Raw genomic sequence first — 24,699 nt, 5'->3', positions numbered from 1 at the left:
TGTAAGGGCGAAAAATTTTTCGCCCCTGCCAGCTGGAACGCATCATTTGGGCAAGAGGCTATTGCCTATTGCCTTGTAGTAACCGAAAGACTTCGGCAATGTCGATGACAATAGCGAGTTCCCCCTGTTCATCAATAAAATACCCTTGTAAATAGGGGACAATGGCGGGGGGAAACAGTTGAACGTCGGCGGCTTGGAGATTAGCTAAGTTATAGAGGGCCAAGTCTAAAACCTGGGGAACCATGAAGCCAATCACCTGTTCATTCCATTCCACCACAATCGCCACCGTTTGGGCGATCGCACCGCTGGTCAGAATGTCGCTGCCACGGCGGGAACTGCTACTACGCAGGCCATACAGCGGAGGGTAGCCGAGGAGTTCCCCGAAATCAACCACCCACAACATCTCACCACGCCAATTGTAAACCCCCAAAATGCACGATCGCATCTCCGGGACGGGCAACACTTCTGATAAACGCACGGTCGCGATTTCAGCCACCGTCTCCACGGGAATTAAGGCAAAGTCTCGCTCCCCGATATAAAACTGCAAAAATTTACGAGTTTGGGAGTCGGCCGCCTCAACAGCACCCGGCGTATCGACCTTTAAGGAGAGATTGGGATAATTCAGGGATGAGTCCACAGGATCAGATGGCAAAAAGGAACAGGGGAGCAGACGGGCATCATTCGAGAGGCTGATAAGCCAGTCTCCCGCCTTTGGCGGGAGAGAATGGGAACATTGACTCCAGTTCAGCCAATTAACCGATGAACGGTTTTCAGGAGCAGGTCTTCATCGACAGGCTTTGTCAGATAGGCATCGGCCCCCAACATATTGCCCCAGGTCTTATCCACATCAGTATCCTTACTCGAACAGATAATGATAGGGATTCCCTTAGTCTCGGGATTAGTCTTAAACTCACGACAGAGTTCAAAACCGCTCTGTCCCGGGAGAATCACATCCAGCACAATCAGGTCTGGACGGCGTTGTTCCACTTTATTCAAGGCTTCCTCACCATTTTCGGCGTTGATCACCACTGAACCGTCTTGTTTAAGATAGCGGTTAATTGTTTCGCGATCGGTCATGCCATCTTCGACGACGAGAATCGTATTGCTCATGAAATCTGTTTCTGACTCCTAAGACTTGGGGTTATCAACAATGGAAAATTAAAGGTGAGTTGGTCAGTAGACGCGATCGCCTAAACATACCACTCCATCCATGTCCTACCGTAGCAAAAAACGGCTCTTTTGACGTTCTCCCCCGCCTAAAGGCAGGGGGATTCATCGTTCTACGAGTCTCCGTTAGCTGACCGGATCTCTCCAGCCAACCAAGAGGGAATCTCTCCCGATGCGTGAATTCGGGTGCGCCCCACCCTCAAGTAGTCAAGCCAACGGCGAAACAACGTCCATCCCGCATCGCTAATCGATTTAGACAGATGGCGATTCTCGACTAACCCGGCAACATTCAAATCTATGCACTTCGTGCAGGCTTCGCCAACATAGGCCACCAAATCGTTAGACTGGATTAGGCGGAGTGCCACTCTCTTGGCGTTCTCTTCTCGCTGCCGACTTACTCTTAAATGTTGACGAGCATATCGCTGTCTAGCTTGTTGATAGTTACGAGACTGGGGTTTTCCTTTACGGAACTTTTTAGAGGTTTGGCGGTTGAGTTGTTTGAGTCGCTTTTCAGCCTTTCGGTCGCCATTCCGCAGGACGCAGGTTCCTGTGGCTGCGGCGACTTCATAGTATTGAGGAATCGGCTCGACATTTCCTTGGCTGTCTGCCAGGAAATACTTTAAACCCACATCAATCCCTACCGCTTTTTGAGAAGGGGTTAGCGGCTTAGACACCGTCAGTCTCGGATCGAGCTTGATACAAAACTGAACGTAATAGCCATCAGCCCTCCTGAGTATCCTGACGCGCTTAGCCGGTTCAGGATGGTAATAACTTAAATCTCTCGAACCAATTAAACGCAAGCGTCCGATACCCTTGTTGTCGGTGAAGACAATGCAACTGGCCGCCATGTCAGGAAACCTGAACTTGCACAAACTTACGTACTGTTGCGAGTAGTTTCTCCCGGTCAATGGGTTTCCCCAAAAAGTCCGACGCTTTGACCATTTTGGCGCGCACGCGATCGACGACCCCATCGTTCCCCGTGAGAATGACAATGGGAGTCTCAGCAAATTGAGACATCCGCCGCAGTTGCGTACAGACCTCATAGCCATTGGCCACCGGCATCACCAAATCGAGGAAAATCAGTTGTGGGCGTTTCTCCAGCAAAATGGGTAGGGCCTGCACGGAATCAGTGATACTGATGAACTCGTAGCCGGCAGACTCAATAATCTTACCCAGTTGTTCACACAGCTGCGGGCTATCATCCACACAGGCAATCAGGGGTTTATTCCTCGGCCTCGCCGCCGGACCTGGGGGGGTCCTCGCAGGCGTCAGTCCTGGTTTCTCAATTTCCTCACCTGGAATCAAATCAATCCAGCGTTTGCGGATATAGGGCGCCAAGGACTTGGTTAACCGGGTCATGTCAATCTTAGTTAAAATCGACAACTCCCGTAGCGTGCGCTGGCCATTGACCTTGTTCCGTAACTGCTCAAACGCCTTAACCGGAACATTCTCCTGTAACGCTTCCAGGTTGCGAATGATGGGGATGAGATTGGGAGATACCTGGGCTAACCCCGCCTCCTTCCACTCATCAAACGCCAACTTCGCCCGTTTGATGGCCTGTTTGAGGTTCACCGCCACAATTTGCATCCGTAAAATGCTCAGGGCTTCATGGTGAATCGTCTCAAACTGAAGGGGCTCCCGGCGTTCTTGCTGAAACAGGTCAAACAGAACATCCGTAATCGTCTGCTCAATAATGGCGATCGCCTTCTCCTTATCCAAGATATTACGCTTGAGTAAAACCCAAACCACTTGATAATCCCAACAGACAAATCGATCCGATTCTCGAACCGCGAGGGTCCCGAAATCGAACTCAGGACAATAGGCACTCAATTGCCGCCGTAGGGAACGAACGGGGTGAGAGTAGTTAGTCGCCCAAATTAGACGACCCACGCAAAAATATAGACTCCACCGTTCACCACTGGCCGCACTGACGTTCAATTGTCCAGTCAGCTGGTCTTGATTTTGGATGGCGAGTTGCTGGATTAAGCGTATCGCTGTGCTATGTTGTACCACCGTTGCTGTCATACCCTAAACAGTCCAATTTCTGGTTTCCACATTCAAGAACCAGCTTTTTTTATATGTTTCTAAGCGTTTTTATTAAAAAAATCAAGCCAACTTGACCCAAGTCTTAATCAGGGGGGTTTTGCTTGATGGCTGGCTTTCTCTACTGTTCTCAGTATATCAAGCCCTGTCGAGAATGGCTCATTGTGCTCCCCAGACTATTTGTAAAGAAATTGTCAAGCCGGTTATAAAAATTTATATGCTCAATTGTCCCAGATATCCCCTTTCTAGTTCCTAAATGGGGAGCGATTTTCACCCTGACTTGACTAGACTGTCTCAGACCCGGATAAACCCCAGTATTTTAGGTAAAAATACCGAAAAAATCCCCCAAAAGAGAGATTTGTCATAGCACAAAACTAGCGGTTTTTCTTTAAAGCTATGGTAAAGAACTTAACGCTGATTGTGAAAATTATTTAAGTTTTATTGCGAAATTCAGCAGATGGACATAAAACTTAACCAAAACTCAGGGCCTGACCACGAATCCCGGTCTGAAGTTGACCCTGATCGAGCACGACTTGCCCCCCAACAATGGTAAACCGGGGAAATCCTGTCAACGACCAGCCCTCAAAAGGACTCCAGCCGCATTTCGTCGCCAAATCCTTCGCCTCAACCGTGCGATAGGTCTGTAAATCCACCAGTACCAAATCCGCATCATAGCCTGGAGCAATCCGCCCCTTATTGGCAATCCCATAGCCTTTTGCCGGATTAGTGGACATCCAGCGAGCCACCTGAGCCACCGTACAGCGACCCGCCATAGCCTGGGTCAACATCAGCGGTAACGAGGTTTCCACCCCAGGCATCCCCGAGGGAGTATCTGGGTAGGTTCGTGCCTTCTCCTCTAGGGTATGGGGGGCATGGTCTGTGGCGATAAAATCAATCACCCCATCCTGCAACGCCTGCCAAAGAATCTCATTGTCCCGCTCTGACTTCAGAGGAGGATTCATCTGAGCCTTAGAGCCAATCTCAGCATAGGCGCTCGTATTCAATACCAAATGCTGCGGGGTGACTTCCGCCGTCACCCAGTCCGGCTTCTCCTGACGCAGTAACTCCGCCTCCTCCCCCGTAGACATATGGAGGATATGTAAACGGCGACGATAGGTTTTTGACAACCGTAGGGCCCGTTTAGTGGCAATAAGTGCCGCCTCATTGTCCTGAATTTGAGAATGGACAGCGGGATCGGTAATCCCCGCAAACTGTTTTCGCCGCTGTTCAATGCGAGTGCGATCCTCCGCATGAACCGCAATTAGGCGATCGCCCTCCCGGAAAATCGCATCCAACGCCGCCTCATCATCCACCAACAGCGGCCCCTTCATCGACCCCATAAAAATCTTAATGCCACAGGTCGGGTTCGCCTCCCGCAAATCCGGCAGATTTTCCTCCGTGGCCCCAATAAAGAAACCATAGTTGACCAAAGATTTCTCCGCCGCCAAAGCCAACTTCTGATCCAATGCCGCCTGGGTGGTCGTCAGGGGTTTAGTGTTGGGCATCTCCAAATAGGAGGTCACCCCCCCCTTGGCACAGGCGCAACTGGCCGTAAACAAATCTTCCTTATACTCCAACCCCGGTTCCCGGAAATGCACCTGGGGGTCAATCACCCCCGGCAACAGGGTTAACCCCTGAGCATCAATCTCACGATACTCCCCCTCCCGCTGGCTCAAATTCGCCTCCACCGCCACAATACGGCCCTCGTCAATCCAGACATCCGCCGGCGCGAGGCGGTCATCCGACATCAAAACCTGGGCATTACGAATTAGGAGAGGGACAGTTTGTGACATGGAACCAAGGGACGACAGGACGAGTTTAACCCAGACTATACTGGAGGACGGACTCCCGTCTAGTCTAGTTTTAAAGAATGTATATCGGGAGTTGTTGGTTCTACACGTTCTGCCTCACAAAATACTATGACCTCAAATCGTCATGGAGAAAACCCCTGGGTTGAAGCCCTAAAAACATTTGGTATCAGTGCTGTCCTCGCCCTAGGAATCCGGACCTTTGTCGCAGAAGCCCGTTATATCCCCTCCGGCTCCATGCAGCCGACCCTTGACATCAACGATCGCCTCATCATTGATAAAGTCAGTCACCATTTCCGGGACATTAGCCGGGGTGACATTATCGTCTTTAATCCCACCGAACATTTGCAAGAACAATTTAGCGACGCCTTCATCAAACGGGTCATTGGACTCCCCGGTGACCTAGTCGAAGTTCGAGATCAGGTCGTCTGGGTCAATGATGTCCCCCTCATCGAAAACTACCTTTACGCCCCCCCAGACTACGTCTATGGCCCCGTCTCCGTCCCCGAGGACCATTTTTTCGTTCTCGGTGACAATCGCAATAACAGCTACGATAGCCATTATTGGGGCTTCGTCCCCCGAGACCTGGTGGTTGGGCGAGCCGTCGCTCGCTTTTGGCCCCTCGATCGCCTCGGCCCCATTACCTCTCGTCCTGAGTACGAGCAAGACACACAGGACTAACCCTCCTCTCCGGTTCTGGGTCAGAGGTGTTCCCCAACTCCCCCCCGCTACTGTGCCGATTTAATTGTCCCGATGAAGTCTTTACCCTTCCGTCTGGGGAATTTGCTTCCCGGATTCTCAATCATGGACCGCTACATCATTGGCGAAACGCTTCCCCCCTTCCTCTTTGGGGTCGGGGCGTTTTCGTCCATTGGTATCGCCGTGGGGATTGTCTTTGAGTTGGTGCGGCAGATGACCAACGCCAATATCTCCTTCGAGATTGCCTTTCAGGTCTTTCTGCTGCAACTGCCCTACTATATATCTCTCTCCTTCCCCATGGCCATGCTCCTGGGAACCCTGATTGCCTATTCCCGACTCTCCAGCGACAGTGAACTGGTGGCCCTACGCAGTTGCGGGGTCAGCTTAACCCGAATCGTCCGCCCCGCTCTGATGTTCGGTCTCATCATTACCCTGATCACCTTTACCTTCGACCAAGTGGTCGTCCCCGAGAGTCTTTACCAGGCCGAACAGCTTTTTAACCGGGCCGTCCGCTCTCAAGATGCAATTCTCTTTCAGCGTAATACCCTCTATCCCGAAATTGGTCGTTTACAGCAAGGGGATGAGGTTCGCGAGGATACTCTCGTACGTTTGTTTTATGCCGAAAGCTTTAATCGAGAAGAGGAACGAATGTATGGGGTGATTGTTCTCGATCGCTCAGAACCCACCTTAGATCGTTTAATTTTCGCCGAATCAGCCACCTGGAACCCCAGCAGCAATGTCTGGGATTTCTTTGGCGTTAAAAGCTATGCGATCGCCCCCGACGGCTCCTACGTGAACATCGCCAAATTTGACCAGCATCGCTATCCCTTACCCCGCGCCCCATTAGACCTAGCCCAAGACCGAGATTATCCCCAAATGAATCTCGCCCAAGCCCTCGCCCGTCTCGAAATTCTCAAACAAAGTGGACGAGAGGATCAAGTCCGTCGCCTCCAGATTCGCATTCAACAACGCTTCGCCATTCCCTTTGCCTGTATTGCCTTCGCCATCGTCGGCTCCGCTCTCGGCACAACCCCCCAACGCACCAGCGCTTCCCGAGGCTTTGGCATTAGCGTCCTCGTTATTTTTGGCTATTACCTATTAATGTCCGTCGGAGATGCCCTCGGTTTAAGTCATATCATCCCCCCCTGGTTTGCCGCCTGGCTCCCAACAATCGTCGCCATCACGGCCGGGCTACTCCTCCTAGCTCGTTCCTCCCGTCTTCGCTGACCTCAAAAACCGTTGCACTTCTTTACAAATACCCCAGCAAAATAACTTGACAACGTCCCCAATTCGGATGTAGAATTGAGTTAATTGAGTCAGATGTTTAAGTTAACTCTTAAAACGATTAACTTAGATAGACTAGGCTCCGCCGCTCCAGTGCGGGCGGCGCGGAGCCAAACATCTAGGCTGCGCATTTTTCTGGAGTTGATGTCTCCTGCCCCAAAAGTGCTAACCTCCTCTTCCTCCTCTGTGTCCTCCGTGACTCTGTGGTTCACCTGCTCCCCATGTTCACCCCCATCTACGGTCCCGTCACCTCCTGGCGTTACGGAACCTCCCTAGGAATTGACCTCATCGGCGACGTCTCAACCTGTAGCTTTGACTGCGCCTACTGCCAACTCGGAGAAATCGAGCGCAAAACCCAACAGCGCCAGATTTTCGTCCCCACCCAGGAGGTGATAGAGGCCTTAAACGCCTATGCCCCCTGGTCTGTAGATATTGTGACCTTCAGTGGCAGCGGCGAACCCACCCTAGCCGAGAACCTAGGAGAAGCGATCGCCGCCGTCAAAGCCTTAACCCAGAAACCCGTATTAGTCCTGAGCAACGCCACCCTCCTCAACCAGCCTGACGTTCGCGCCGCCCTCAATCAAGCCGATCGCGTCTCCCTCAAACTCGATGCCCCTAACCGGGATCTCTTGCGTCGCATCAATCGCCCAGTCCCTGCTCTCTCCTGGGAAGGCATCCTAGAGGGCCTACATCAGTTCCGCCGTGACTACTCAGGACTCCTCGATATTCAAACCATGCTCCTCAGTCCTTGGAGTCCGCAGCAACAACAGGCCTATCAAGACTTAATCGCTCAACTGCATCCCCACGAAATCCAACTGAACACCCCCACCCGTCCCAAACCCGTCGGCCATCAACTCGACGGACGGGGAAATCACCATCAGGGCGATCGCCCCTATGCCGTGCATCAACTCAAAGCCGTCTCCCGAGAGGTGCTGCAAGAGTTTGCCGAACATCTACAACGGGCGATCGCCATCCCCGTCCGCTACGCTCCCAGTCCTCATTAGTCTTCCGAGGGAGTTCCCAACCAATCCGAGCCAGTACTAATCACCAGAGAATTAATCGCCACATCAACCTGATGACTCCCTTCCGTCAGGGTAAAGGCTTCACTAACAATATCAAATGAGGGGTAGGCATCATCCAGAGAACGAAGCCGGACATAAGTTTGCCCCTCCTCCCCAAACGGAGCTGTCTCATCCTCACGTACCTCCTCAGGAAGCATAAACTGCAAGAGACCTTCCTCATCGGGAGATTTCCAATCCGTAAAGCGTCCACTGGTTTCTTCTCCCGGCTCTGCTCCCATATACAGAGAAGCCTCCCAATCCGAGGTCGCCCCAAACTCCTCATCAGGGAACATCAGGGAGATAGAAACACGAGCCTCCCCTTCTTCCAGCTCAGCCATCGGGGCCTCCTGTACCTCTTCCTCAGCATTCCCCTGAGCGAGATCCTCGTTCACCTCAACGCTATTGCAAGCAATCAGAGGTAGAGTTAAGAGTAATAAGAGCGCTTTGTTTCGCATCGTCGTAACGTTATAGATAGATTCGAGGTTTCAGCCATGTTATCGCATCTGACGGTTATCGCATCTGTCTAATGTTAGAGATATAACTAGGAACGACTTCCTGGGCCAGTTGACAAGCTTCCGCATCCACCGCCAACAGATCCTCCCCAGACACCACCGACCCCAGCCGACTCGGGCTGTTACTCATCATGGCCGAGAATTGACCAGGACTTCCGTCACCACATCCCCACCGGTGACCACAAAGGTTTGCTCCTCTAACTGGCCATCGGCTCGGGGTCCCGTTAGTTGTAAGGGGGGATCGACTTGGCGATAGGCGACATTTCCCTGAGCTTCAAAGGTTTCAGAAGGAATGAACCAGGTAAGTTCATTGGCGGTTAACTGAGCTTGATTGTTTTGGCCCAAGACCTCAACCCCATCTTGCAGATAGAAGACTTCATCGGGTAAGCTCATCCAGCCTCGATTGCCGCTGAGAACAACCTCTTTCTCACGATGGGTGACCCGTAACGGCACATCCGAGGTCAGCCGTTGTTCCCCCAAATCCCAGTCTAGGAGATGGCTGGCCACATCCACCGCTGGCTCAAGTAGGGCCAGGCGAACATTCTCTTGTAGACGAGCCACCTGAGTCTCTAGGTTCACTTCGATGCTCTCCGCCGCCGCGCGATCCGTGACCGTCACTGCCTGTAAATCCCGAGGTTCTGGGGGAGGCTCCTCACGGTCCGCCTCCCCATCAGCCTCCTCCTCATCAGCCTCCTCCTCATCGGGGGTGGGGGCGATCGCCTCGGCGGGGACGTCGAGCCATTCATAGCGGGCCACTTGAACCGGAACCTCACTGAGCACCAACTCCTCGGGGATTTGCCAGAGCAGTTCCTCGGTCATCACTTGTAGAGACGGCTCATCGATATTCGCGATGACATCCCCAATCGCTTGTAGATGTTGGACATCACTGAGAAAGACCATCTGTTGAGCTTGTAGATGAGCCGTCTCATGGGTGGCGGTGACATTGTCCTGAATCTCCAGGCGATCGCCCCGAGGGTCCCAGGTGAGGCGATCGCCCCGCACCACCACCTCATCTCGCAAATCAATCACCACCACCTCATCCCCGAGCAACATCCTCTGGTCCTCCTGTTCCAGAATGCCCGAGCGGCCCTCAACTTGATAAATCGGCTCACCATCTCGGTAGAGTTGACCCGAAACATTTTCCAATTGAGCCACCTGGCGATCGCCACTGTAGGTCACCCGTTCCGCTTCGATGACCCAAACTACCGTTCCATCATCGCCAACCTGTCGCAAACTGACATTCTCAAACACCAAACTGGGATCAACCTGTTGCGAGGGAATCGACTCAGCGGAATCAGGAGATTGAGGGGTTGGGGTGCAAGCCGTCAGGACAAACACGGACAACAGAAGGACACCCAGGGAACGCGATCGCCGGATGGCTCGCCTCCCCTGAGACCCAAAACAGATAGAGGTCATAAAACTGCCCTGAAATGAACCTTATTTAGTGGGTTTATCCTCAATCACTGGAGACCCCCCCACACCGGATAGAGGACGATAGGTGTAGGGATGATGCCTAGGGTTTTTTTGGATTTCCTCCTTGATATTCTCCAAATCAATATAGCGGTCAGCCACATTGATGAGACTATCACTGGTCATCGAGCGTAAACTGACCACCTCAACCCGCACCCCGCGATAACTCACCGCATCCACCGCATAGGCGAGATCCCCATCCCCACTCACCAGGATGGCCGTATCATAGGCACCCACCAGGGCCATCATATCCACCGCAATTTCCACATCTAAGTTGGCCTTTTTGGAGCCATCGGGAAGCTGCACCAAATCCTTGGCAATCACACGATAGCCATTACGACGCATCCAGAGTAGAAACCCCTGTTGCTTCTCATTGGTGCGATCGACCCCCGTATAGAAAAAGGAGCGCAACAGCCGCGATCCCGCCGTCAAGCGACAAAGCAGCTTCGTATAGTCAATTTCCATGCCCAATTGCATGGCGGCATAGAACAGGTTAGAACCATCAATAAAAATCGCCACGCGACCTCGGTTCTCCAGCACCTGTTCCGGCGTAAATATCGAGTCCTGCTCGAAATCGTTTAACATGGCTTGTTATCCTCAGCTTTGTTATCTATCAGAAAATTTAAATGAAATTCCCCGGATGACGTCTATGATGACGACGAGGCTCTAGTCCCATTATAATTTCTGGTTTTTGAAAAAAAAGACAAAGGGTTCGATTAACCGTCTGTCTTGGATCTTATGAAGATCTCTAATAACAGAGGCGATCGCACCCCCCACTAATCTACACCCATTGAGATTACTCGCTTAGAACCTCAATACGCCGAAAAACAGGTTCAGGTTTATTTAAGGATTGCCCAGGGGGTAAAACGCCCCAAGCCCCATGATGCTCAAAGCCTGCGGTTTCTCGAACGGACTGATGTTGATCAAAATCAGTGCCGTAGCCTAATTGCCCATAAATGGCAGTACTCAAGTGAGGCACCACCGGGGATAATAAATAGGCCACCAGACGCACCGACTCCAATACACTATAGAGAACCTCCTCAACAGCTGCCTGTTCCCCCTGTTTATACAGAGACCAGGGAGCGCGATCGTCAATATACTTATTGCCCGCACGCACCAGGCTCAAACTGGCGACACAAGCCTCATGGAAAGCGAGGCCCTCATAAGCAGAGCGCACCCGTGGCGTCAAGGTTTCCCCCAATGCCTTAAGTGGGTTCTCCCCAGAGATGCTGGCAATATCCAGGTGGGGAACGGAGCCACCGCAGTATTTGCGGGCCATTCCCAGGGTGCGATTAAGAAGATTCCCCAAATCATTGGCGAGGTCAGCATTGATGGTATTGATAAAACGAGTTTCATTGTAATCACCATCTCGGCCAAACTCGATTTCCTTCATAAAATAATAACGAAAGGCATCAGACCCGAAGCGTTCTACCAGATCCACCGGGTCCACTGTATTGCCTAAGGTTTTACTAATTTTATGACCATCCTTAGTCAGAAAGCCGTGACCAAAGACCCGTCCCGGTAAGGGCATCCCCGCCGAAAGCAGCATCGCGGGCCAATAGACGGCATGGAAGCGCAAGATATCCTTACCAATCAGATGCAGTTGGAAGGGGTAGCTTCGGGCTAAGACTTGCTCTAACGTTGGCTCATCCTCAGGTTTCAAAAGCCCCGTGAGATAGCCCAACAGGGCATCAAACCAGACATAGAGGGTATGGTCAGGATTCTCAGGAACCGGAAACCCCCAGTCCATGTTGACCCGAGAGATGGAGAAGTCTTGTAGGCCCCCCTGGACAAAACTCAGCACCTCATTACGGCGCATCGGCGGTTGAATAAAGTCCGGTTGCTTCTCGTAGAGGTCTTCTAAGGGCTGTTGATACTTCGAGAGGCGAAAAAAGTAATTTTCCTCATCCCGCCATTCCACCTGGCGATTGGGGTGTAGGGGACAGTAATGGTCTTCTAGGAGTTCCCCTTCATCCTTAAACTCCTCACAGGCCACACAATACCAACCTTTCTGCTGACCTAAGTAAATATCGCCATTGTCCCAAACCCGCTGAAAGAACTCCCGCACGATCGCCTCATGACGAGGGGCCGTCGTGCGGCTAAAACTGTCATACTGGATATTGAGCTTTTGCCATAGGTCTTCAAAGCAGGCCACCACCTCATCACAGTAGGCTTGCGGGTCCCGTTGCTTCTCTTGGGCCGTGCGTTGGATTTTCTGTCCATGCTCATCAGTCCCTGTGACCAATGACACCGAATATCCCAGAAGCCGGTAGAAGCGGGCCAGGACATCGGCGGCCACCGTCGTATAGGCACTGCCAATATGGGGGAGAGCGTTGACGTAGTAGAGAGGGGTTGTTAACGCAAAGGTCTGATCGTGACTTGGATTAGAACTCATAAAAGGGGATTCCGCCGAAAGCTCCAGGAAAGTATATTTATCATATACTGTGGGTTCTGTGCCAAAGTCGGGCTTGAAGGCTGAGATGCCCCACCCGCCTCGCCTGCATTATATATTTTTGTTAAGCTAGAGTTGACACCGGGTCACCCCCCTGCTTAAGCCTCAAGGAACCCTTGAGGCAGCATGGCCTCTCGATGATTGCTCAAATTTCCCCTCCACTGTCTGCCAACCCTTAAACTATGCCCGTAGAAAACGCTTTACAACTGTCCCGTGGTGTATTGGGGAGCCTCGGTATCAAATTGTTTCTCTATCATGAAGACCGCATTCCTGAATCTGGCTCCTTAGTCATTGCCAGTAACCATCGCAGCATCTTAGATGCCCCAGTCTTGATGGCGGCCCTCAATCGTCCCATTCGCTTTGCCTGTCATCACTATATGGGCCAAGTTCCTCTGATGCGAGATGTCGTCACCGGGATGGGGGCCTTTCCCCTAGAGGATGCCCGACGTCGGCAGCAAAGTTTTCTACGCCAGGGGAGTGACTTATTAGCCCAACGAGAACCGGTGGGGGTGTTCCCCGAAGGAACCCAGCCAATGGTCAGCCAAACGGAAGCGCGATCGCTACGACCGTTTCATCGAGGCTTTGCCCATTTGGCCCTACAGTTTGCCAGTCGTCATCCCCGTCAGGATGTGGCCATTCTACCGATGGCGATTGTTGCCCTTGAAGAACAAATCTATCAACCGATTCCCATCCGCCTCTTGCGGATGTTCGACCCCAGCGAACCCCTGTTTGACCAGCCCGGCTGGCATCCCATGGTGGTTTATAAACGGCTGGCGGTATCCGTGGGTCATCCCTATTGGATTCGTCAGGGCGATCGCCAGGCCTATCAAGGAAGCCAAGGCAAAGCTGCCGTCAAACGGGTGACCCAAACCTGCCATGATGAAATCTTAGACTTACTCCAATCGACTCGCTGATGACCCCACTCACCCTTCTGACCCCCAGCCAACCCAAGCCCCATCAGCCGCTGTTTGTCTATCTCCCCGGGATGGATGGGTCTGGCTACCTCCTGCGATCGCAACTGCCCCATCTCGCCCCCCATTTTGACATTCGCTGTCTGCAACTGCCCCCAGACGACCTACGGGATTGGCACAGCCTAGCCCAAGAGACCTTAGACTTACTAGCCCCCCTGCGTCAAGGTCGCCCCCTCTACCTATTTGGCGAATCCTTTGGCGGCTGTTTAGCCCTAATGATGGCCAGTCAGCAGCCCGACTGCTGCGATCGCCTCATCCTCAGTAACCCCGCCTCCGCCCTACAACGCCGTCCTCTGCTGCTATGGGGGTCTCACCTCGTCCAATGGATGCCCGACGTCCTCAACGCCATCTCAGCCCTGGGATTACTGCCCTTCCTAGCCGCCCTTGATCGCATCCCCCCCGAAAACCGCCACGCCCTCCTCGATGCCATGCGTCACGTCTCCAGTAAAGCCATCACCTGGCGAATTGGCCTCCTCCGGGACTTTCGCATTCCCCCCGAAGACCTAGCCCGCATCCACCCCCCCACCCTTATCCTCGCCAGTACCTTAGACCATCTCCTCCCCTCCCTCAACGAAGCCCAAGATCTCATCCGAATCCTCCCCAACGCCAAAATTCACCACCTGCCCCACAGCGGTCATGCCTGCCTCTTAGAACGAGATACCAATTTATTAAACATTTTAAAACAAGAAGATTTTCTATCAAAACAGTTAACAACCAATCATTTAATCTAAATCTCAAACAATCCTTAAAAACCTTTAATTCCCCCCATGACACCCGAGACAATCGACCTCGATATTGCCCCTTTTATCGACCATTCCCTCCTCAACCCCGGCGCTGGAGACGAGCTAGTGCGCAAATGGTGTACCGAAGCCGAGCGTTTTGGCTTTGCCTCCGTCTGTGTCTATCCCAGTCGAGTTTTCCTAGCCCGAGAATGCTTACAGGGAAAAGCCCCCACCGTCTCAACCGTCATCGGCTTTCCCAGTGGAGCCACCACCTCAGCCAGCAAACTCTACGAAGCCTTAGACGCCGTCGAACAAGGAGCCTCGGAACTCGATGTCGTCCTCAACCTAGGCTGGATTAAAGAACAAAAAACCAACCTCATCTACAACGAAATTGCCAAAATATGCGACGAAAGTAACGTCACCGTCAAAGCCATCTTAGAAACCAACCTTTTAACCCCAGATGAACTAGAATTAGTCAGTGCCATTGCCATCGACGCCGGCGTCCAATGTCTCCAAACCTGCACCGGTTGGAACGGCGGCGTACAAGTCGAGCATATCAGACAACTCAAAGAGATTGCCAAAGGTCAAATCGCCATCAAAGCCGCCGCCGGCATCCGCAGCCGCAGCGACGCGATCGCCCTCATCGAAGCCGGAGCCACCCGTCTCGGAACCTCCTACAGCCTCCAACTCCTCCAACCCGACAACGAACCCGAAGACCCCACCTAACCCCCTATTGCCTATTGCCTATTGCCTATTGCCTTCTTCCCCCTCTTGCCTTCTTCCCCCATGTACCGCATCACCGGAATCAACCTAAAAAGTATGCCCCTCGGAGAGAGCGATCGCCTCCTAACCATTCTGACCCCAGAACGAGGATTACTGCGAGTCGTCGCCGGCGGATCTCGCAAAGCCAAATCCAAATTCGGCGGACGAACCGGACTATTCGTCCTCAACGAACTGATGATAAAACCCGGCAAATCCCTCGATCGCATCCACCACGCCGAAACCCTCGCCTCCTATCCCGGTCTCAGTCGTCACTTCGGCCTGCTCACCGCCAGCCAGTACCTCGCCGAAATCGCCCTTAACCAAGCCTTAGAAGACAGCCCCCAAAGCGACCTCTTCAACCTCCTCACCGAACATCTACAACGGCTCGAACAGCTCCCCGCCGCCGCTCCCATCGGAGAAGTTTTAGCCCACTTATGCCAAGGAATCTTTCACCTATTAGCCCTTGGCGGGATTGCCCCCCAAGTTCACCACTGCTGCCTCTCTCAAACCCCCCTCATCGCCAACCCCAACCACCTCAACCCCGCCATCGGATTTAGCATTCGTTCTGGGGGAGTCGTCGCCCCCGCTCAACTACAAGTCCAACGGCAACAAGTCCAACAGCAGCGACAGTCCTCAAGCCAGTATGAAGACCGAGACGATGAAGCCGTTGCCAACCAAGCCGCCTTCACCCCGACCCCAAACCGCTATCTCAACGGTCATCAACTGGCCCTATTACAACAACTCTCCCAACCTCACCTCGCCCCCATTAGCCCCGCCTCAGAGGCTGCCTGGATTACCATCGAGCAGATTTTGCGAGAGTACACACAACATCATTTGGGACGTGTAATTCGCTCTGCTACCTTAATAAATAGTTACGTTGCGGCCGCAAAGACTCCACTACCGTAAACGTAACCCAGATTCACCGTCCCCCTTTTGACCCTATCTTCCATTGATTCTGTTACGCCAAACCTATGACACCCCTGCCTGAAACCAATCCGGTTGAGAATGCCAACCTGGAACCCGACTACGACCCCCCCCAGGACGAAGAACAGGGCTTTATCCCCGTCCTTAAAAATCAGAACTTCCTGATCCTATGGGGTGGACAAGTCTTCTCCCAGATTGCCGACAAAGTCTATCTTGTCATGGCGATCGCCCTTGTGGCCAACCAGTTCCAAGCCGAAGGTCAAAGCATCAGTGGCTGGGTGTCTGCCATTACCATCGCCTTCACCATCCCGGCCGTTCTGTTTGGCTTTATCGCCGGAGTTATGGTCGATCGCTGGCACAAAAAAGACGTATTGGTCAACAGTAACGTGCTGCGGGGGCTGTTTGTCCTCATGCTACCCATCCTCGTCTGGCTATCAGAAGGACAAACCCTATTCGGTGGCATCCCCCTGGGCTTCATCATGTTATTGGCCATTACCCTATTGGTGTCCACCCTCACCCAATTTTTTGCCCCCGCCGAACAAGCCGCCATTCCCCTCCTCGTCCAACGGCGACATCTCCTATCAGCCAACTCCCTCTACACCACCACCATGATGGCCTCAGTCATCATCGGCTTTGCCGTTGGCGAACCCGTCCTTGCCTTTGCCAACCAACTTCTGGGAAACCTCAACTACAGTGAAGAACTCGTCGTTGGTGGCAGTTACGTCATCTCCGGGATTCTCTTGATGCTGATGCGGCTTCGAGAACGTATTAACATTCAAGAACGGGCCCAAACCAAAGTCTGGCAGGATCTCAAAACGGGCTTAGCCGTCTTGCGCGATCGCCCTCGGGTTCGCAGTGCCCTGATTCAACTGATTATCCTCTTCTGTGCCTTTGCGGCCTTGGCTGTTCTCGCCGTCCGCGTCGCGGAAATCATGCCCGAATTGCGAGCCGAACAATTTGGCTTCCTCTTAGCAGCCAACGGTGTCGGGATGGCCGTTGGGGCGGCAATTGTCGGTCAAATCGGTTCCAAGTTTGTCCCTCGTCGTCTCAACCTCTATGGTTCAATTGGAGTCGCGTTATGTCTCGGGGCTCTAAGTTTCTACAGCAGCCAACTCATTCCCTGTCTAATTATCATTACCCTCCTAGGCTTTGCCGCCGCTTGGGTTGCCATTCCCATGCAAACCATCATTCAGGCAGAAACCCCCGAAGAACAGCGAGGTAAGGTGTTTGGGCTACAAAACAATGCCGTCAACATTGCCTTGACCCTGCCTTTAGCCCTAGCCAGCATCGCCGAGGCCCAATTTGGCCTAGCCCCAGTTTTACAAAGTCTGGGGGCGATCGTGGCCCTAGGCGGCCTAATAACCTGGTATATTGCCGATAAAAGTTCTCCGTCCCGTCAATCCAAGAGTTCTCGCTAGTCATGGTTGTCATTCTCCCCGAGTTAGAGTGAAATCAGCCCTTAGATGAGTAAGCGTCCCTCAGTCTCCTCCCCTGGGGAGCCGTCGAGAACGTTGACGGCTTGCGGCGGTTCTGAGATCCCGTTCACCCTTTCGATTTGAATGCACATCGCTTGGCTTGGAAAAAAATCGCCGTTTTGTGGCAATGTCACCTATAGCCGCGAAGTTACGAACGCGCTACTGGACCGAAATAATCGGGTCAGCTTTTTGCACTTTTGCCAAAATACGACCGACTCAGAACCCGGAGTCTCAGTGAAATCAGTGGCGGAGACGGAGTGGGATGGTTTGGAATCCCCCTCTGTGGCCCATGAAGTCTCACTTCCCTGTCTCTATAAATCCACCCTTTACACCATTCCCACCCTCAAATCGAGTAAAATTCTCGCCGATGCCCTACGGGAACTGCAACCGGATTTAGTTCATGCTTCCCTGACCCTATCCCCCCTTGACTTCGTCTTACCCGAGATTTGTCAAGAGTTGGGACTGCCCCTGGTGGCCACCTTTCACCCTCCCTTCGATCGCCGCCGTCGCAATCTCACATCGAGTACCCAACACTTGATGTATCAACTCTATGCTCCCTTTCTGGCTAACTACGATCGCACCATCGTCTTTTCCCATATTCAACGGGAGTTACTCGCTCAACTCGGGGTTCCCCCAGAACGGATTGTGGTTATCCCCAATGGGGTCGATTCCCTAAAATACTCCCCAGGAGCTTCGGCCCTAAAATCACAACTACATGCAGAACGGTTGTTTGTCTATCAGGGACGAATTGCCATGGAAAAAAATGTCGAGTCTCTGCTCAAAGCTTGGAAATCAGCATCCATGGGGCCTGAGAGCAAACTCTTAATTGTCGGGGATGGTCCTTTGGCAACATCCCTACGGGCGAGTTATTCTGAGGCCCATCAAATTCATTGGCTTGGCTATGTAGCTGACGAAAGCCGTCGCATCGAAATTCTCCGGGGTGCAGATGTGTTTATTCTTCCCTCCCTGGTGGAAGGATTATCCCTATCTTTGTTGGAAGCCATGGCCTGTGGCCTGGCTTGTTTAGCCACTGACGCGGGAGCGGATGGGGAAGTTCTCGAAGATGGGGCCGGGGTGGTTCTGGATTCTCAACGAGTCATCAGTCAGCTGCAAACCCTCTTACCCCTATTTCAAGACCATCCCGAAATGGCCAATTTGCTAGGTTACAAGGCCCGTCAGCGGGTTTTAGAACGCTATACCTTAGATAAGAATATCAGTCGTTTAGAAGATCTCTATGGTGAACTGGTCTCTCAAACTAAAATGTCGGTGGGGTTTTTGTAAGGCAGATGAGACAATCCCTCAGAAGGATGCCGATGGGTAAAGTTCTTGGGGGAGGACTCTTGATACTCCTGCTGTGGCTGGGATGGGCTATGGGCGTTGGGGCCACTGAGGAATCCCCCTTGTCTGGCGCGATTGAGTTTCATGTGCATACGGCCCCAGATGTGGTTCCTCGGTTGTGGGATGACCAGCAATTGGTTGAGGCGGCGGAGGCGGCGGGATTGCGGGCCGTGGTCTTAAAAAATCATGTGCTTCCTACGGGCGATCGCGCTCAACTGGCTCAAAAGAGGGTGCAGCGGCTTCAGGTATTTGGGGGCGTGGTTCTCAATGAAGCCGTGGGGGGTCTTAACCCGGAAGCGGTGCGGGTGATGAGTCGTATTTCTGAGGGCCGGGGTAAGGTGGTTTGGCTACCGACCATTGATGCAGCCTATCATCGGCAACGCTTCGGTACCGGGGAAGGGGGAATTTCTCTGTTGCAGGGCGATCGCCTATCTCCAGACCTAGAACAAATCTTATACTCGGTGCGCGATCGCCACTTAGTTTTAGGAACCGGCCATGTCTCCCCCGAGGAAATCTTAGCAGTGGTTCGCCGGGCCCGCCGGTTGGGAATTGACAAACTCCTGATTACCCATGCCATGGCAGAAGTGCCAGGCTTAACTCTCACTCAAATGCAAACCCTGGCCGAGTTGGGAGCCTATTTAGAACTGGACTACGTGAATGCTCTCATGGGAGAGACGGCCATTGACCCGGCTCATCGGGCCTGGCGACGGGTGACCGTGGAGGAGATGGCCGCAGTGATTCGGACGATTGGGAGTGAGCATATTGTCCTGAGTACGGACTTGGGCCGTCCTGACGATCCCAATCCCATCGCGGGTTACGAGACCTTTATCAAGGAATTACGGAACCAAGGGATTTCTAAAGCAGATCTCCAACGCATGACTCAAGAGAACCCAGCTCGTCTTTTAGATTTGCCGCCGTTGCCCCTCTAACCAGCTGGGGTTTGCCCTTGCAGATAGTCTAAAAAGGATTCTAGTTCCGCGCGGGTGAGTTGTTGGCGCGATCGCTTGCCATAGGTTTCTTCAAGATATACTCGCCCTTGTTCAGCATCCCATCCCAAACGCCTCAGTTCCAACGTCGTTTGCACCAACAAATCTGAGTCATCTGTAGGGGGGTGAGGATTAAGGACCGTTGTAGGCCGGGGCTGAGGTTGAGATGGGTACAGGTCTTCAGACCCTAAAGAATTTCCAGGGGGTGCTGGAGAAACCGGCGTCAAGGACACTGTCGCGGGGGGTGACTCCCCCGCTGTAGAGGGTGAGGGGATGGGGGCCGAGACCGTTGTTGCCTGTGCTAACAGAGACAGCGATCGCTCCCGGGCCAAGTCTTCTGCCGTTTCCACCGACAGTCCCATCGCCAAGGATGACACCAACGGCCGTTCTTGATCAAATATCACCACCCGAACCAGATATTGGCCATCATGAATCGCAATTAAATCCCCCCAGATGCGCCCTAGAGGATAGCGTTCATAAAATTCTTGAATCATCACCACTCCTATTCCTGATTCACCACCAATGACCTTGCCAGTGACTCTACCCTAGACGATTTATGACCGCAATGACGATGCCCTTTGAGGCTGATGAGCGAACCTTTAACGGCCAAGTATCAACAATTGGCTGCTATAATTGCTTGGATGTGGCAAAATTTGACGTGGCCCTCCAAACCACCCTCCTCAGGCGGTTGGTAGTCCCGTCATGCTCAAATCTGACTGAAATCTCGGCGGGCCGCTGCACAGGAGTACACCGCCGTACTGAGCCTCTAAGCCAAGGCCGAGACTGTCTAGGCCCAAATGCCGACGGCACATTTCCCCTTTCGAGATGATGTCACGGTCATTTCATCGACCTCACCCTCTGGCTGTGGCACAGGGCTGTTAATACGCTGCTAAGACTCAAAAAAATTTTTAAGGATTGACGACTGCATGAACTTTTCGATCGCAACACTGCTGTCCAACTTCCCCGATGATAAATCGGTCGCACCAAAAGTTCTGGAAAAGAAACTGGCTTGTGATGACGAGGATAGTCTAGGCAAACTCCTAATTGCCCTAGAGGCACTAGAGCGAACAGGAATCCTAGTCAAGGAACGGGGCCGTTACCGCCGAGAGGATAATGAGGGCCTCGTTGAAGCCAAATTGCGTTGTTCGAGTAAAGGCTTCTGTTTTGCGATCCAAGATGCCGAAGGAGCCGAAGATATTTATGTGCGAGAATCCTATCTCAGCACAGCTTGGAACGGCGATCGCGTTTTGGTGAAAGTCATTAAAGATGGGAGTCGTCGCCGTTCTCCCGAAGGAGAAGTGCGCCTGATTCTCGAACGGGCCAATCCCTCAGTTTTAGCCCGAGTTAAACAGGTCGATGATGAATTTCGTGCTGTTCCCCTCGACGATCGCCTATTATTTGAAATTCACCTAGAACCCGATGAGCGCCTCAAAGATGCCGTTGATTATCTGGTTCATGTAGAAGTCCAACGCTATCCCCTCGGCGACAACCCACCCCGGGGCCAAGTGGTACAAGTTCTCGGCAGTGACGCGGAAGCGGCCAATGACATCGATATTGTCTGCTGTAAACATGACCTACCCCGCCGCTTCTCTAGGAAAGTCCTAGAGAGTTTAGCCGAGATTTCAGCGGACATTACTACCAAAGACGCCAAGCAACGGCTAGATTTGCGCCATCTGAAAACCTTAGCCTTTGTCGATGATCCCCTCAGTCCCGGTTGTGTGGAACGGGCCTATAGCCTGACTCGATTTGCTCGTGATCAATGGCAATTGGGGATTCATCTGGCTGACGTGGGGCGACTGGTGGAGTTAAACAGCCCCGTGGAACGAGAAGCACGGCGACGGGGAATCAGTGTCTACTTAGGCGAGACCCTATTACCCCTGTTTCCCGACTCAATTATCGAGGCGGCCTCCTTTACTCCCGAGGGCGATCGCTGTGCCATCTCCCTGTTGATTACCCTAGATGAGACAGGACAAATCCTAGAGTATGAAGTGCAACCCAGTATCCTCCTACTCGATCGCCTTGTCAGTTATGAGGAAACCCAAACCTTCCTCGGGGAAGACGCCAGCCAACCCCAAAGCAAGAGTGAAAAAGACCTAGCCGCCACCCTCAAAGAATTTCAACAGGTCAGTCACCTCTTACGGGAACAACGCTATCTGCGAGGATCTTTTGATTTACACCTTCCCGAGGCCAGCACCCATTTTGGGGACGAAGTGCCCCTCGGGGCTCCCGTGTTTAACACACAGCCGATTATTAACACCCTCACCTATGAGTTTGTGGTCACCGCTAATCAGTTAGTTGCCGATCATCTAACGGCCTTGGGAGTCCCAGCACTCTACTGCATTCAACTGCAACCGGACATTGACGATGTTCATGATGCCATCAAATTAGCAAGCAACATGGATCTCGAACTGTGGCTCGAAGATGAAGAGCAGGCTTTCCCCAGTGACTTTAAACAGTTTGCCGATCAGGTGGCGGGAACCGAAGAGGAGAAAATTCTCAACTATCTCCTCGAAGCGGTGATTCGTCCCCACTACTACAGCAACCAACCCGGCGTTCACTTTGGCCTAGCCCTCGATGACGGCTATACCCATATCAATGCCCCCTTGCAACGCTATGTGGACTATCTGCTCCAACAGGTTCTCCATGCCGTTTTTACCAAGGGCCGCGATCGCCGCACCAGCCGTTCGAAGGAGTCGGTGAATCTCAATCACTCCTCCTGTCATGGTCAAATTAACTGGAATGTTCTACCCCCAGGGGTTCAGAGCGAGCTGGAAGAGCATCTGTCAGGGTTAGCCATTCCCCTAACAGAACGGGAACGTCTCGCCTTAGAGGCAGAAAATGACTTAAATGGTCTCCAGAAGGCGGGAGCAATGAAGGAGCGCACAGGAGAGGTCTTCCGGGGCTTAATTACCGGAGTCCAGTCCTATGGCTTCTTCGTCGAAATCGAAGCGGGAGAAAACGGCATGGCCCCCCCGCGCCTAGAGGGGTTAGTCCATGTATCCTCCCTCAAAGATGACTGGTATGAATACCGCTCGCGACAACAAACCCTAGTGGGCCGCAAAAACCGTAAACAATACCGTTTGGGCGATCGCGTCGATGTCCAAGTCAAAAGCGTGGACTACTACCGTCAACAAATCGATTTAGCCCCTGTTGGCGGCGGCAGTGAAGCCCCACCCAATGATGACGATGACAATTTCTTCGGCGAAGAAGAATAAGAAGGCAATAGGTAATAGGCAATAGGCAATAGGGGGAAAAAGGCAGTAGGCAATAGATATTTCCCTTGCTTATCTGGCCCATCCGCCGCGACTTGGGGATTCTCCTCCCCCCTCTTGCCTCTTGCCTCTTGCCTTTTGCCTTCTGTTCCCTGTTCCCTGTTCCCTGTTCCCCATGACCTCATCTCGGCCTCTCATTATCGGTGTTTCCGGGGCCTCCGGCCTAATCTACGCCGTGCGGACTCTAAACTATTTGCTCCATGCCAACTATTCCGTCGAACTGGTGGCCTCCAAAGCCAGTTACCGAGTCTGGCAGGCGGAGAACGACATTAAAATGCCTGGAGACCCCATCCAGCAAGAACAATTCTGGCGTCAGCAAGCCGGGGTGGAGACGGGGGGATGTTTACGGTGTCACCCAGCCAGTGATGTGGGGGCGAACATTGCCAGTGGGTCTTTTCGCACCTTGGGAATGCTGGTGATTCCCTGTAGCATGAGTACCGTAGCCAAACTCGCTCAGGGATTAAGTTCTGATTTACTCGAACGAGCGGCTGACGTGCAAATTAAGGAAGGCCGTAAACTGGTAGTTGTACCGCGCGAGACCCCCTTGAGCTTAATCCATCTGCGGAACTTGACGGCCTTAGCCGAAGCTGGGGTGCGAGTGGTTCCTGCCATTCCCGCCTGGTATCATCAGCCGCAGACCATTGAGGATTTAGTGGACTTTGTGGTGGCTCGCAGCCTTGATGCTTTTGAGATTGACTGTGTTCCCCTGCGACGTTGGAAAGAAACTTAGTCATTGTCATTTAATTAGGAATCTATGGGACGGTCTAAACTGCCAATTGCCGGATTAGTTATCTTGGGGGTTTTAGCACTATTTTTGCTTCAGAATAACTCCCCCACCCTGTCAGTGACGTTTTTGGGGATTGTCTCCATTCCTCTACCCTTAGGGGTTTTGCTGTTGGCTCCCTTCCTTGCTGGACTCATCAGTGCGGGGATGATTGCCCTAATCTTGCCACGTCGTCATCGTCCCCAACGTCAAACCGCCTATTCAGCATCGAGGGCCCCTCAGCCAAGGGGGTATGATACTCCCAGCAATTCGCAGAGTTCAACGGGTGCAGGTGAGGGCAATTGGGTCGATGAGGGGTTAGAAGAAACGCCGGGAAAGACTAAAGCCTCTTGGGAGGGGGGTAAGCCGGCAACAGCTAACCCGGCCTCAGATGACCCGCTGAGGACAGTTGAGGCAGAGGATGCTCCCGAGGAAGTTTGGGATGAGGAGGATTGGCCTGAGGAGGATTGGCCTGAGGAGGATTGGCCTGAGGAGGAAAATTCAGCAGAGGTTCCGGTCGGGAACTATGAAGTTTCAAAAAAACCGGTTTCTGAGTACCGTGAGGGGACATTATATTCTTATAGCTATAGTCAATCTGAATTAACAGAAACTTCATCAGGTGACCGTGAAAATCCTGGGGATTTAGGGGAACTTGAGTCAGAAGAAGAGCCGCAAATTCATGAGATTCCCGAGAAGAAACCAGGGGTAGAAGAGAGACTTGACGAGGAGGAAATTGTCCTCGAAACCTCAGTCATTCTACCTGTTTCTGAGGCAGAACCCGAACCTGAGGAAACGATTGAGGCAGAATTTTTAGAAGATTCAGATGAGTCTGAGAACTCTCAAAAATCTCAACGTTTTTTGGGATCTAAGCTCTTTAACTTAAAAACAAAATCCCCTAATCGGGATGATTGGACAGAGCCTCCTCGCGCTCCCAAGGATTGGTAGGTATCAAACTATCAATCCAAGCTCACTCAACAGACAATGAGTTAG

General features: G+C 52.5%; 24 protein-coding genes. 13 read left to right on the top strand and 11 right to left on the bottom strand.

The window, feature by feature from the left end:
* Positions 1-58 precede the first annotated feature (58 nt).
* The 5 genes from NEA10_RS07710 to NEA10_RS07690 form a co-directional block, all read right to left on the bottom strand.
* Positions 59-652 carry a chemotaxis protein CheW gene (locus tag NEA10_RS07710; RefSeq protein WP_252664745.1) on the bottom strand — a complete coding sequence of 198 codons (594 nt, stop codon included), beginning with the start codon at positions 650-652 and terminating at the stop codon, positions 59-61.
* A gap of 92 nt (positions 653-744) precedes the next feature.
* Positions 745-1,110, bottom strand: a complete 366-nt coding sequence (locus NEA10_RS07705; RefSeq protein WP_252664744.1) for a response regulator — start codon at positions 1,108-1,110, stop codon at positions 745-747.
* Between the two features lie 170 nt (positions 1,111-1,280).
* Positions 1,281-2,015, bottom strand: a complete 735-nt coding sequence (locus NEA10_RS07700) for an RNA-guided endonuclease InsQ/TnpB family protein (RefSeq protein ID WP_374111859.1) — start codon at positions 2,013-2,015, stop codon at positions 1,281-1,283.
* A gap of 1 nt (position 2,016) precedes the next feature.
* Positions 2,017-3,180: a response regulator gene (locus NEA10_RS07695; RefSeq protein WP_252664743.1), complete on the bottom strand. Its 1,164-nt coding sequence runs from the start codon at positions 3,178-3,180 to the stop codon at positions 2,017-2,019.
* A gap of 500 nt (positions 3,181-3,680) precedes the next feature.
* Positions 3,681-5,003 (bottom strand): dihydroorotase, encoded by a 1,323-nt coding sequence (locus tag NEA10_RS07690; protein WP_252664742.1) that lies wholly within the window; start codon positions 5,001-5,003, stop codon positions 3,681-3,683.
* A 126-nt stretch (positions 5,004-5,129) separates the two neighbouring features.
* On the opposite strand from NEA10_RS07690, the gene lepB reads away from it, so the two are divergent.
* The 3 genes from lepB to NEA10_RS07675 all read left to right on the top strand — a co-directional run bounded on the left by lepB (position 5,130) and on the right by NEA10_RS07675 (position 8,005).
* The gene (lepB, locus tag NEA10_RS07685; protein ID WP_252664741.1) at positions 5,130-5,699 is read left to right on the top strand and encodes a signal peptidase I; all 570 of its coding nucleotides are present in this window, start codon (positions 5,130-5,132) and stop codon (positions 5,697-5,699) included.
* Between the two features lie 72 nt (positions 5,700-5,771).
* A complete protein-coding gene (locus tag NEA10_RS07680; RefSeq protein ID WP_252664740.1) occupies positions 5,772-6,944 on the top strand; it encodes an LptF/LptG family permease in 1,173 nt (390 codons plus the stop codon).
* A gap of 278 nt (positions 6,945-7,222) precedes the next feature.
* Positions 7,223-8,005 carry a radical SAM protein gene (locus NEA10_RS07675; protein WP_252664739.1) on the top strand — a complete coding sequence of 261 codons (783 nt, stop codon included), beginning with the start codon at positions 7,223-7,225 and terminating at the stop codon, positions 8,003-8,005.
* Here NEA10_RS07675 and NEA10_RS07670 read toward each other — a convergent pair.
* The 5 genes from NEA10_RS07670 to metG form a co-directional block, all read right to left on the bottom strand.
* Positions 8,002-8,517, bottom strand: a complete 516-nt coding sequence (locus tag NEA10_RS07670) for a hypothetical protein (protein WP_252664738.1) — start codon at positions 8,515-8,517, stop codon at positions 8,002-8,004. The genes NEA10_RS07675 and NEA10_RS07670 overlap by 4 nt on opposite strands.
* 55 nt (positions 8,518-8,572) lie before the next feature.
* The gene (locus NEA10_RS20835; protein ID WP_258719057.1) at positions 8,573-8,707 is read right to left on the bottom strand and encodes a hypothetical protein; all 135 of its coding nucleotides are present in this window, start codon (positions 8,705-8,707) and stop codon (positions 8,573-8,575) included.
* Positions 8,704-9,990, bottom strand: coding sequence for an LPS export ABC transporter periplasmic protein LptC (lptC, locus tag NEA10_RS07665; protein ID WP_252664737.1), 1,287 nt, complete (start codon positions 9,988-9,990; stop codon positions 8,704-8,706). The genes NEA10_RS20835 and lptC overlap by 4 nt, the downstream gene beginning before the upstream one ends.
* Positions 9,991-10,011: 21 nt before the next feature.
* Entirely contained in the window at positions 10,012-10,629 is a 618-nt protein-coding gene (locus NEA10_RS07660; RefSeq protein ID WP_252664736.1) for a LabA-like NYN domain-containing protein, read from the bottom strand.
* Positions 10,630-10,840: 211 nt separating this feature from the next.
* Entirely contained in the window at positions 10,841-12,439 is a 1,599-nt protein-coding gene (gene metG / locus NEA10_RS07655; protein WP_252664735.1) for a methionine--tRNA ligase, read from the bottom strand.
* A gap of 239 nt (positions 12,440-12,678) precedes the next feature.
* Between metG and NEA10_RS07650 the strand changes: the two genes are divergently transcribed.
* From NEA10_RS07650 to NEA10_RS07620, 7 genes are all read left to right on the top strand, one after another.
* Positions 12,679-13,410, top strand: a complete 732-nt coding sequence (locus NEA10_RS07650) for a lysophospholipid acyltransferase family protein (RefSeq protein WP_252664734.1) — start codon at positions 12,679-12,681, stop codon at positions 13,408-13,410.
* The gene (locus NEA10_RS07645) at positions 13,410-14,198 is read left to right on the top strand and encodes an alpha/beta fold hydrolase (protein WP_252664733.1); all 789 of its coding nucleotides are present in this window, start codon (positions 13,410-13,412) and stop codon (positions 14,196-14,198) included. Before NEA10_RS07650 ends, NEA10_RS07645 begins: the two co-directional genes overlap by 1 nt.
* 36 nt (positions 14,199-14,234) lie before the next feature.
* Positions 14,235-14,915, top strand: coding sequence for a deoxyribose-phosphate aldolase (gene deoC / locus NEA10_RS07640; RefSeq protein ID WP_252664732.1), 681 nt, complete (start codon positions 14,235-14,237; stop codon positions 14,913-14,915).
* A gap of 60 nt (positions 14,916-14,975) precedes the next feature.
* On the top strand, positions 14,976-15,857 hold the full coding sequence (gene recO / locus NEA10_RS07635) for a DNA repair protein RecO (RefSeq protein ID WP_252664731.1): 882 nt from the start codon (positions 14,976-14,978) through the stop codon (positions 15,855-15,857).
* A gap of 65 nt (positions 15,858-15,922) precedes the next feature.
* Positions 15,923-17,293: an MFS transporter gene (locus tag NEA10_RS07630; RefSeq protein ID WP_252664730.1), complete on the top strand. Its 1,371-nt coding sequence runs from the start codon at positions 15,923-15,925 to the stop codon at positions 17,291-17,293.
* A 141-nt stretch (positions 17,294-17,434) separates the two neighbouring features.
* Entirely contained in the window at positions 17,435-18,631 is a 1,197-nt protein-coding gene (locus tag NEA10_RS07625; RefSeq protein ID WP_252664729.1) for a glycosyltransferase family 4 protein, read from the top strand.
* 32 nt (positions 18,632-18,663) lie between these two features.
* Positions 18,664-19,617 carry a DUF6282 family protein gene (locus NEA10_RS07620; protein ID WP_252664728.1) on the top strand — a complete coding sequence of 318 codons (954 nt, stop codon included), beginning with the start codon at positions 18,664-18,666 and terminating at the stop codon, positions 19,615-19,617.
* Here the strand turns inward: NEA10_RS07620 and NEA10_RS07615 are convergent.
* Positions 19,614-20,168 carry a slr1353 family protein gene (locus NEA10_RS07615; RefSeq protein ID WP_252664727.1) on the bottom strand — a complete coding sequence of 185 codons (555 nt, stop codon included), beginning with the start codon at positions 20,166-20,168 and terminating at the stop codon, positions 19,614-19,616. The genes NEA10_RS07620 and NEA10_RS07615 overlap by 4 nt on opposite strands.
* Before the next feature lie 432 nt (positions 20,169-20,600).
* On the opposite strand from NEA10_RS07615, the gene NEA10_RS07610 reads away from it, so the two are divergent.
* From NEA10_RS07610 to NEA10_RS07600, 3 genes are all read left to right on the top strand, one after another.
* Positions 20,601-22,889 carry a ribonuclease R family protein gene (locus NEA10_RS07610; RefSeq protein ID WP_252664726.1) on the top strand — a complete coding sequence of 763 codons (2,289 nt, stop codon included), beginning with the start codon at positions 20,601-20,603 and terminating at the stop codon, positions 22,887-22,889.
* Between the two features lie 172 nt (positions 22,890-23,061).
* Positions 23,062-23,676 carry a flavin prenyltransferase UbiX gene (locus NEA10_RS07605; protein WP_252664725.1) on the top strand — a complete coding sequence of 205 codons (615 nt, stop codon included), beginning with the start codon at positions 23,062-23,064 and terminating at the stop codon, positions 23,674-23,676.
* Positions 23,677-23,700: 24 nt separating this feature from the next.
* Positions 23,701-24,654, top strand: coding sequence for a LapA family protein (locus NEA10_RS07600; protein WP_252664724.1), 954 nt, complete (start codon positions 23,701-23,703; stop codon positions 24,652-24,654).
* The last annotated feature ends 45 nt before the right edge of the window (positions 24,655-24,699 follow it).

This window comes from Phormidium yuhuli AB48 (genome assembly GCF_023983615.1).
In the GTDB taxonomy this organism is placed as follows: domain Bacteria; phylum Cyanobacteriota; class Cyanobacteriia; order Cyanobacteriales; family Geitlerinemataceae; genus Sodalinema; species Sodalinema yuhuli.
The sequence above is the reverse complement of the archived record's forward strand: the minus strand, read 5'-3'. Positions and strand labels throughout refer to the sequence as shown.

Bases quoted from the DNA above. Each gene is read 5' to 3' on its own strand.
- lepB (WP_252664741.1), top strand. From the start codon at position 5,130: ATGACCTCAAATCGTCATGGAGAAAACCCCTGGGTTGAAGCCCTAAAA.
- NEA10_RS07700 (WP_374111859.1), bottom strand. From the start codon at position 2,015: ATGGCGGCCAGTTGCATTGTCTTCACCGACAACAAGGGTATCGGACGC.
- NEA10_RS07610 (WP_252664726.1), top strand. From the start codon at position 20,601: ATGAACTTTTCGATCGCAACACTGCTGTCCAACTTCCCCGATGATAAA.
- deoC (WP_252664732.1), top strand. From the start codon at position 14,235: ATGACACCCGAGACAATCGACCTCGATATTGCCCCTTTTATCGACCAT.
- lptC (WP_252664737.1), bottom strand. From the start codon at position 9,990: ATGACCTCTATCTGTTTTGGGTCTCAGGGGAGGCGAGCCATCCGGCGA.
- NEA10_RS07660 (WP_252664736.1), bottom strand. From the start codon at position 10,629: ATGTTAAACGATTTCGAGCAGGACTCGATATTTACGCCGGAACAGGTG.
- NEA10_RS07625 (WP_252664729.1), top strand. From the start codon at position 17,435: ATGCACATCGCTTGGCTTGGAAAAAAATCGCCGTTTTGTGGCAATGTC.
- recO (WP_252664731.1), top strand. From the start codon at position 14,976: ATGTACCGCATCACCGGAATCAACCTAAAAAGTATGCCCCTCGGAGAG.
- NEA10_RS07615 (WP_252664727.1), bottom strand. From the start codon at position 20,168: ATGATTCAAGAATTTTATGAACGCTATCCTCTAGGGCGCATCTGGGGG.
- NEA10_RS07630 (WP_252664730.1), top strand. From the start codon at position 15,923: ATGACACCCCTGCCTGAAACCAATCCGGTTGAGAATGCCAACCTGGAA.
- NEA10_RS20835 (WP_258719057.1), bottom strand. From the start codon at position 8,707: ATGATGAGTAACAGCCCGAGTCGGCTGGGGTCGGTGGTGTCTGGGGAG.
- NEA10_RS07600 (WP_252664724.1), top strand. From the start codon at position 23,701: ATGGGACGGTCTAAACTGCCAATTGCCGGATTAGTTATCTTGGGGGTT.
- NEA10_RS07605 (WP_252664725.1), top strand. From the start codon at position 23,062: ATGACCTCATCTCGGCCTCTCATTATCGGTGTTTCCGGGGCCTCCGGC.
- NEA10_RS07620 (WP_252664728.1), top strand. From the start codon at position 18,664: ATGGGTAAAGTTCTTGGGGGAGGACTCTTGATACTCCTGCTGTGGCTG.
- NEA10_RS07690 (WP_252664742.1), bottom strand. From the start codon at position 5,003: ATGTCACAAACTGTCCCTCTCCTAATTCGTAATGCCCAGGTTTTGATG.
- NEA10_RS07670 (WP_252664738.1), bottom strand. From the start codon at position 8,517: ATGCGAAACAAAGCGCTCTTATTACTCTTAACTCTACCTCTGATTGCT.
- metG (WP_252664735.1), bottom strand. From the start codon at position 12,439: ATGAGTTCTAATCCAAGTCACGATCAGACCTTTGCGTTAACAACCCCT.
- NEA10_RS07675 (WP_252664739.1), top strand. From the start codon at position 7,223: ATGTTCACCCCCATCTACGGTCCCGTCACCTCCTGGCGTTACGGAACC.
- NEA10_RS07680 (WP_252664740.1), top strand. From the start codon at position 5,772: ATGAAGTCTTTACCCTTCCGTCTGGGGAATTTGCTTCCCGGATTCTCA.
- NEA10_RS07650 (WP_252664734.1), top strand. From the start codon at position 12,679: ATGCCCGTAGAAAACGCTTTACAACTGTCCCGTGGTGTATTGGGGAGC.
- NEA10_RS07705 (WP_252664744.1), bottom strand. From the start codon at position 1,110: ATGAGCAATACGATTCTCGTCGTCGAAGATGGCATGACCGATCGCGAA.
- NEA10_RS07645 (WP_252664733.1), top strand. From the start codon at position 13,410: ATGACCCCACTCACCCTTCTGACCCCCAGCCAACCCAAGCCCCATCAG.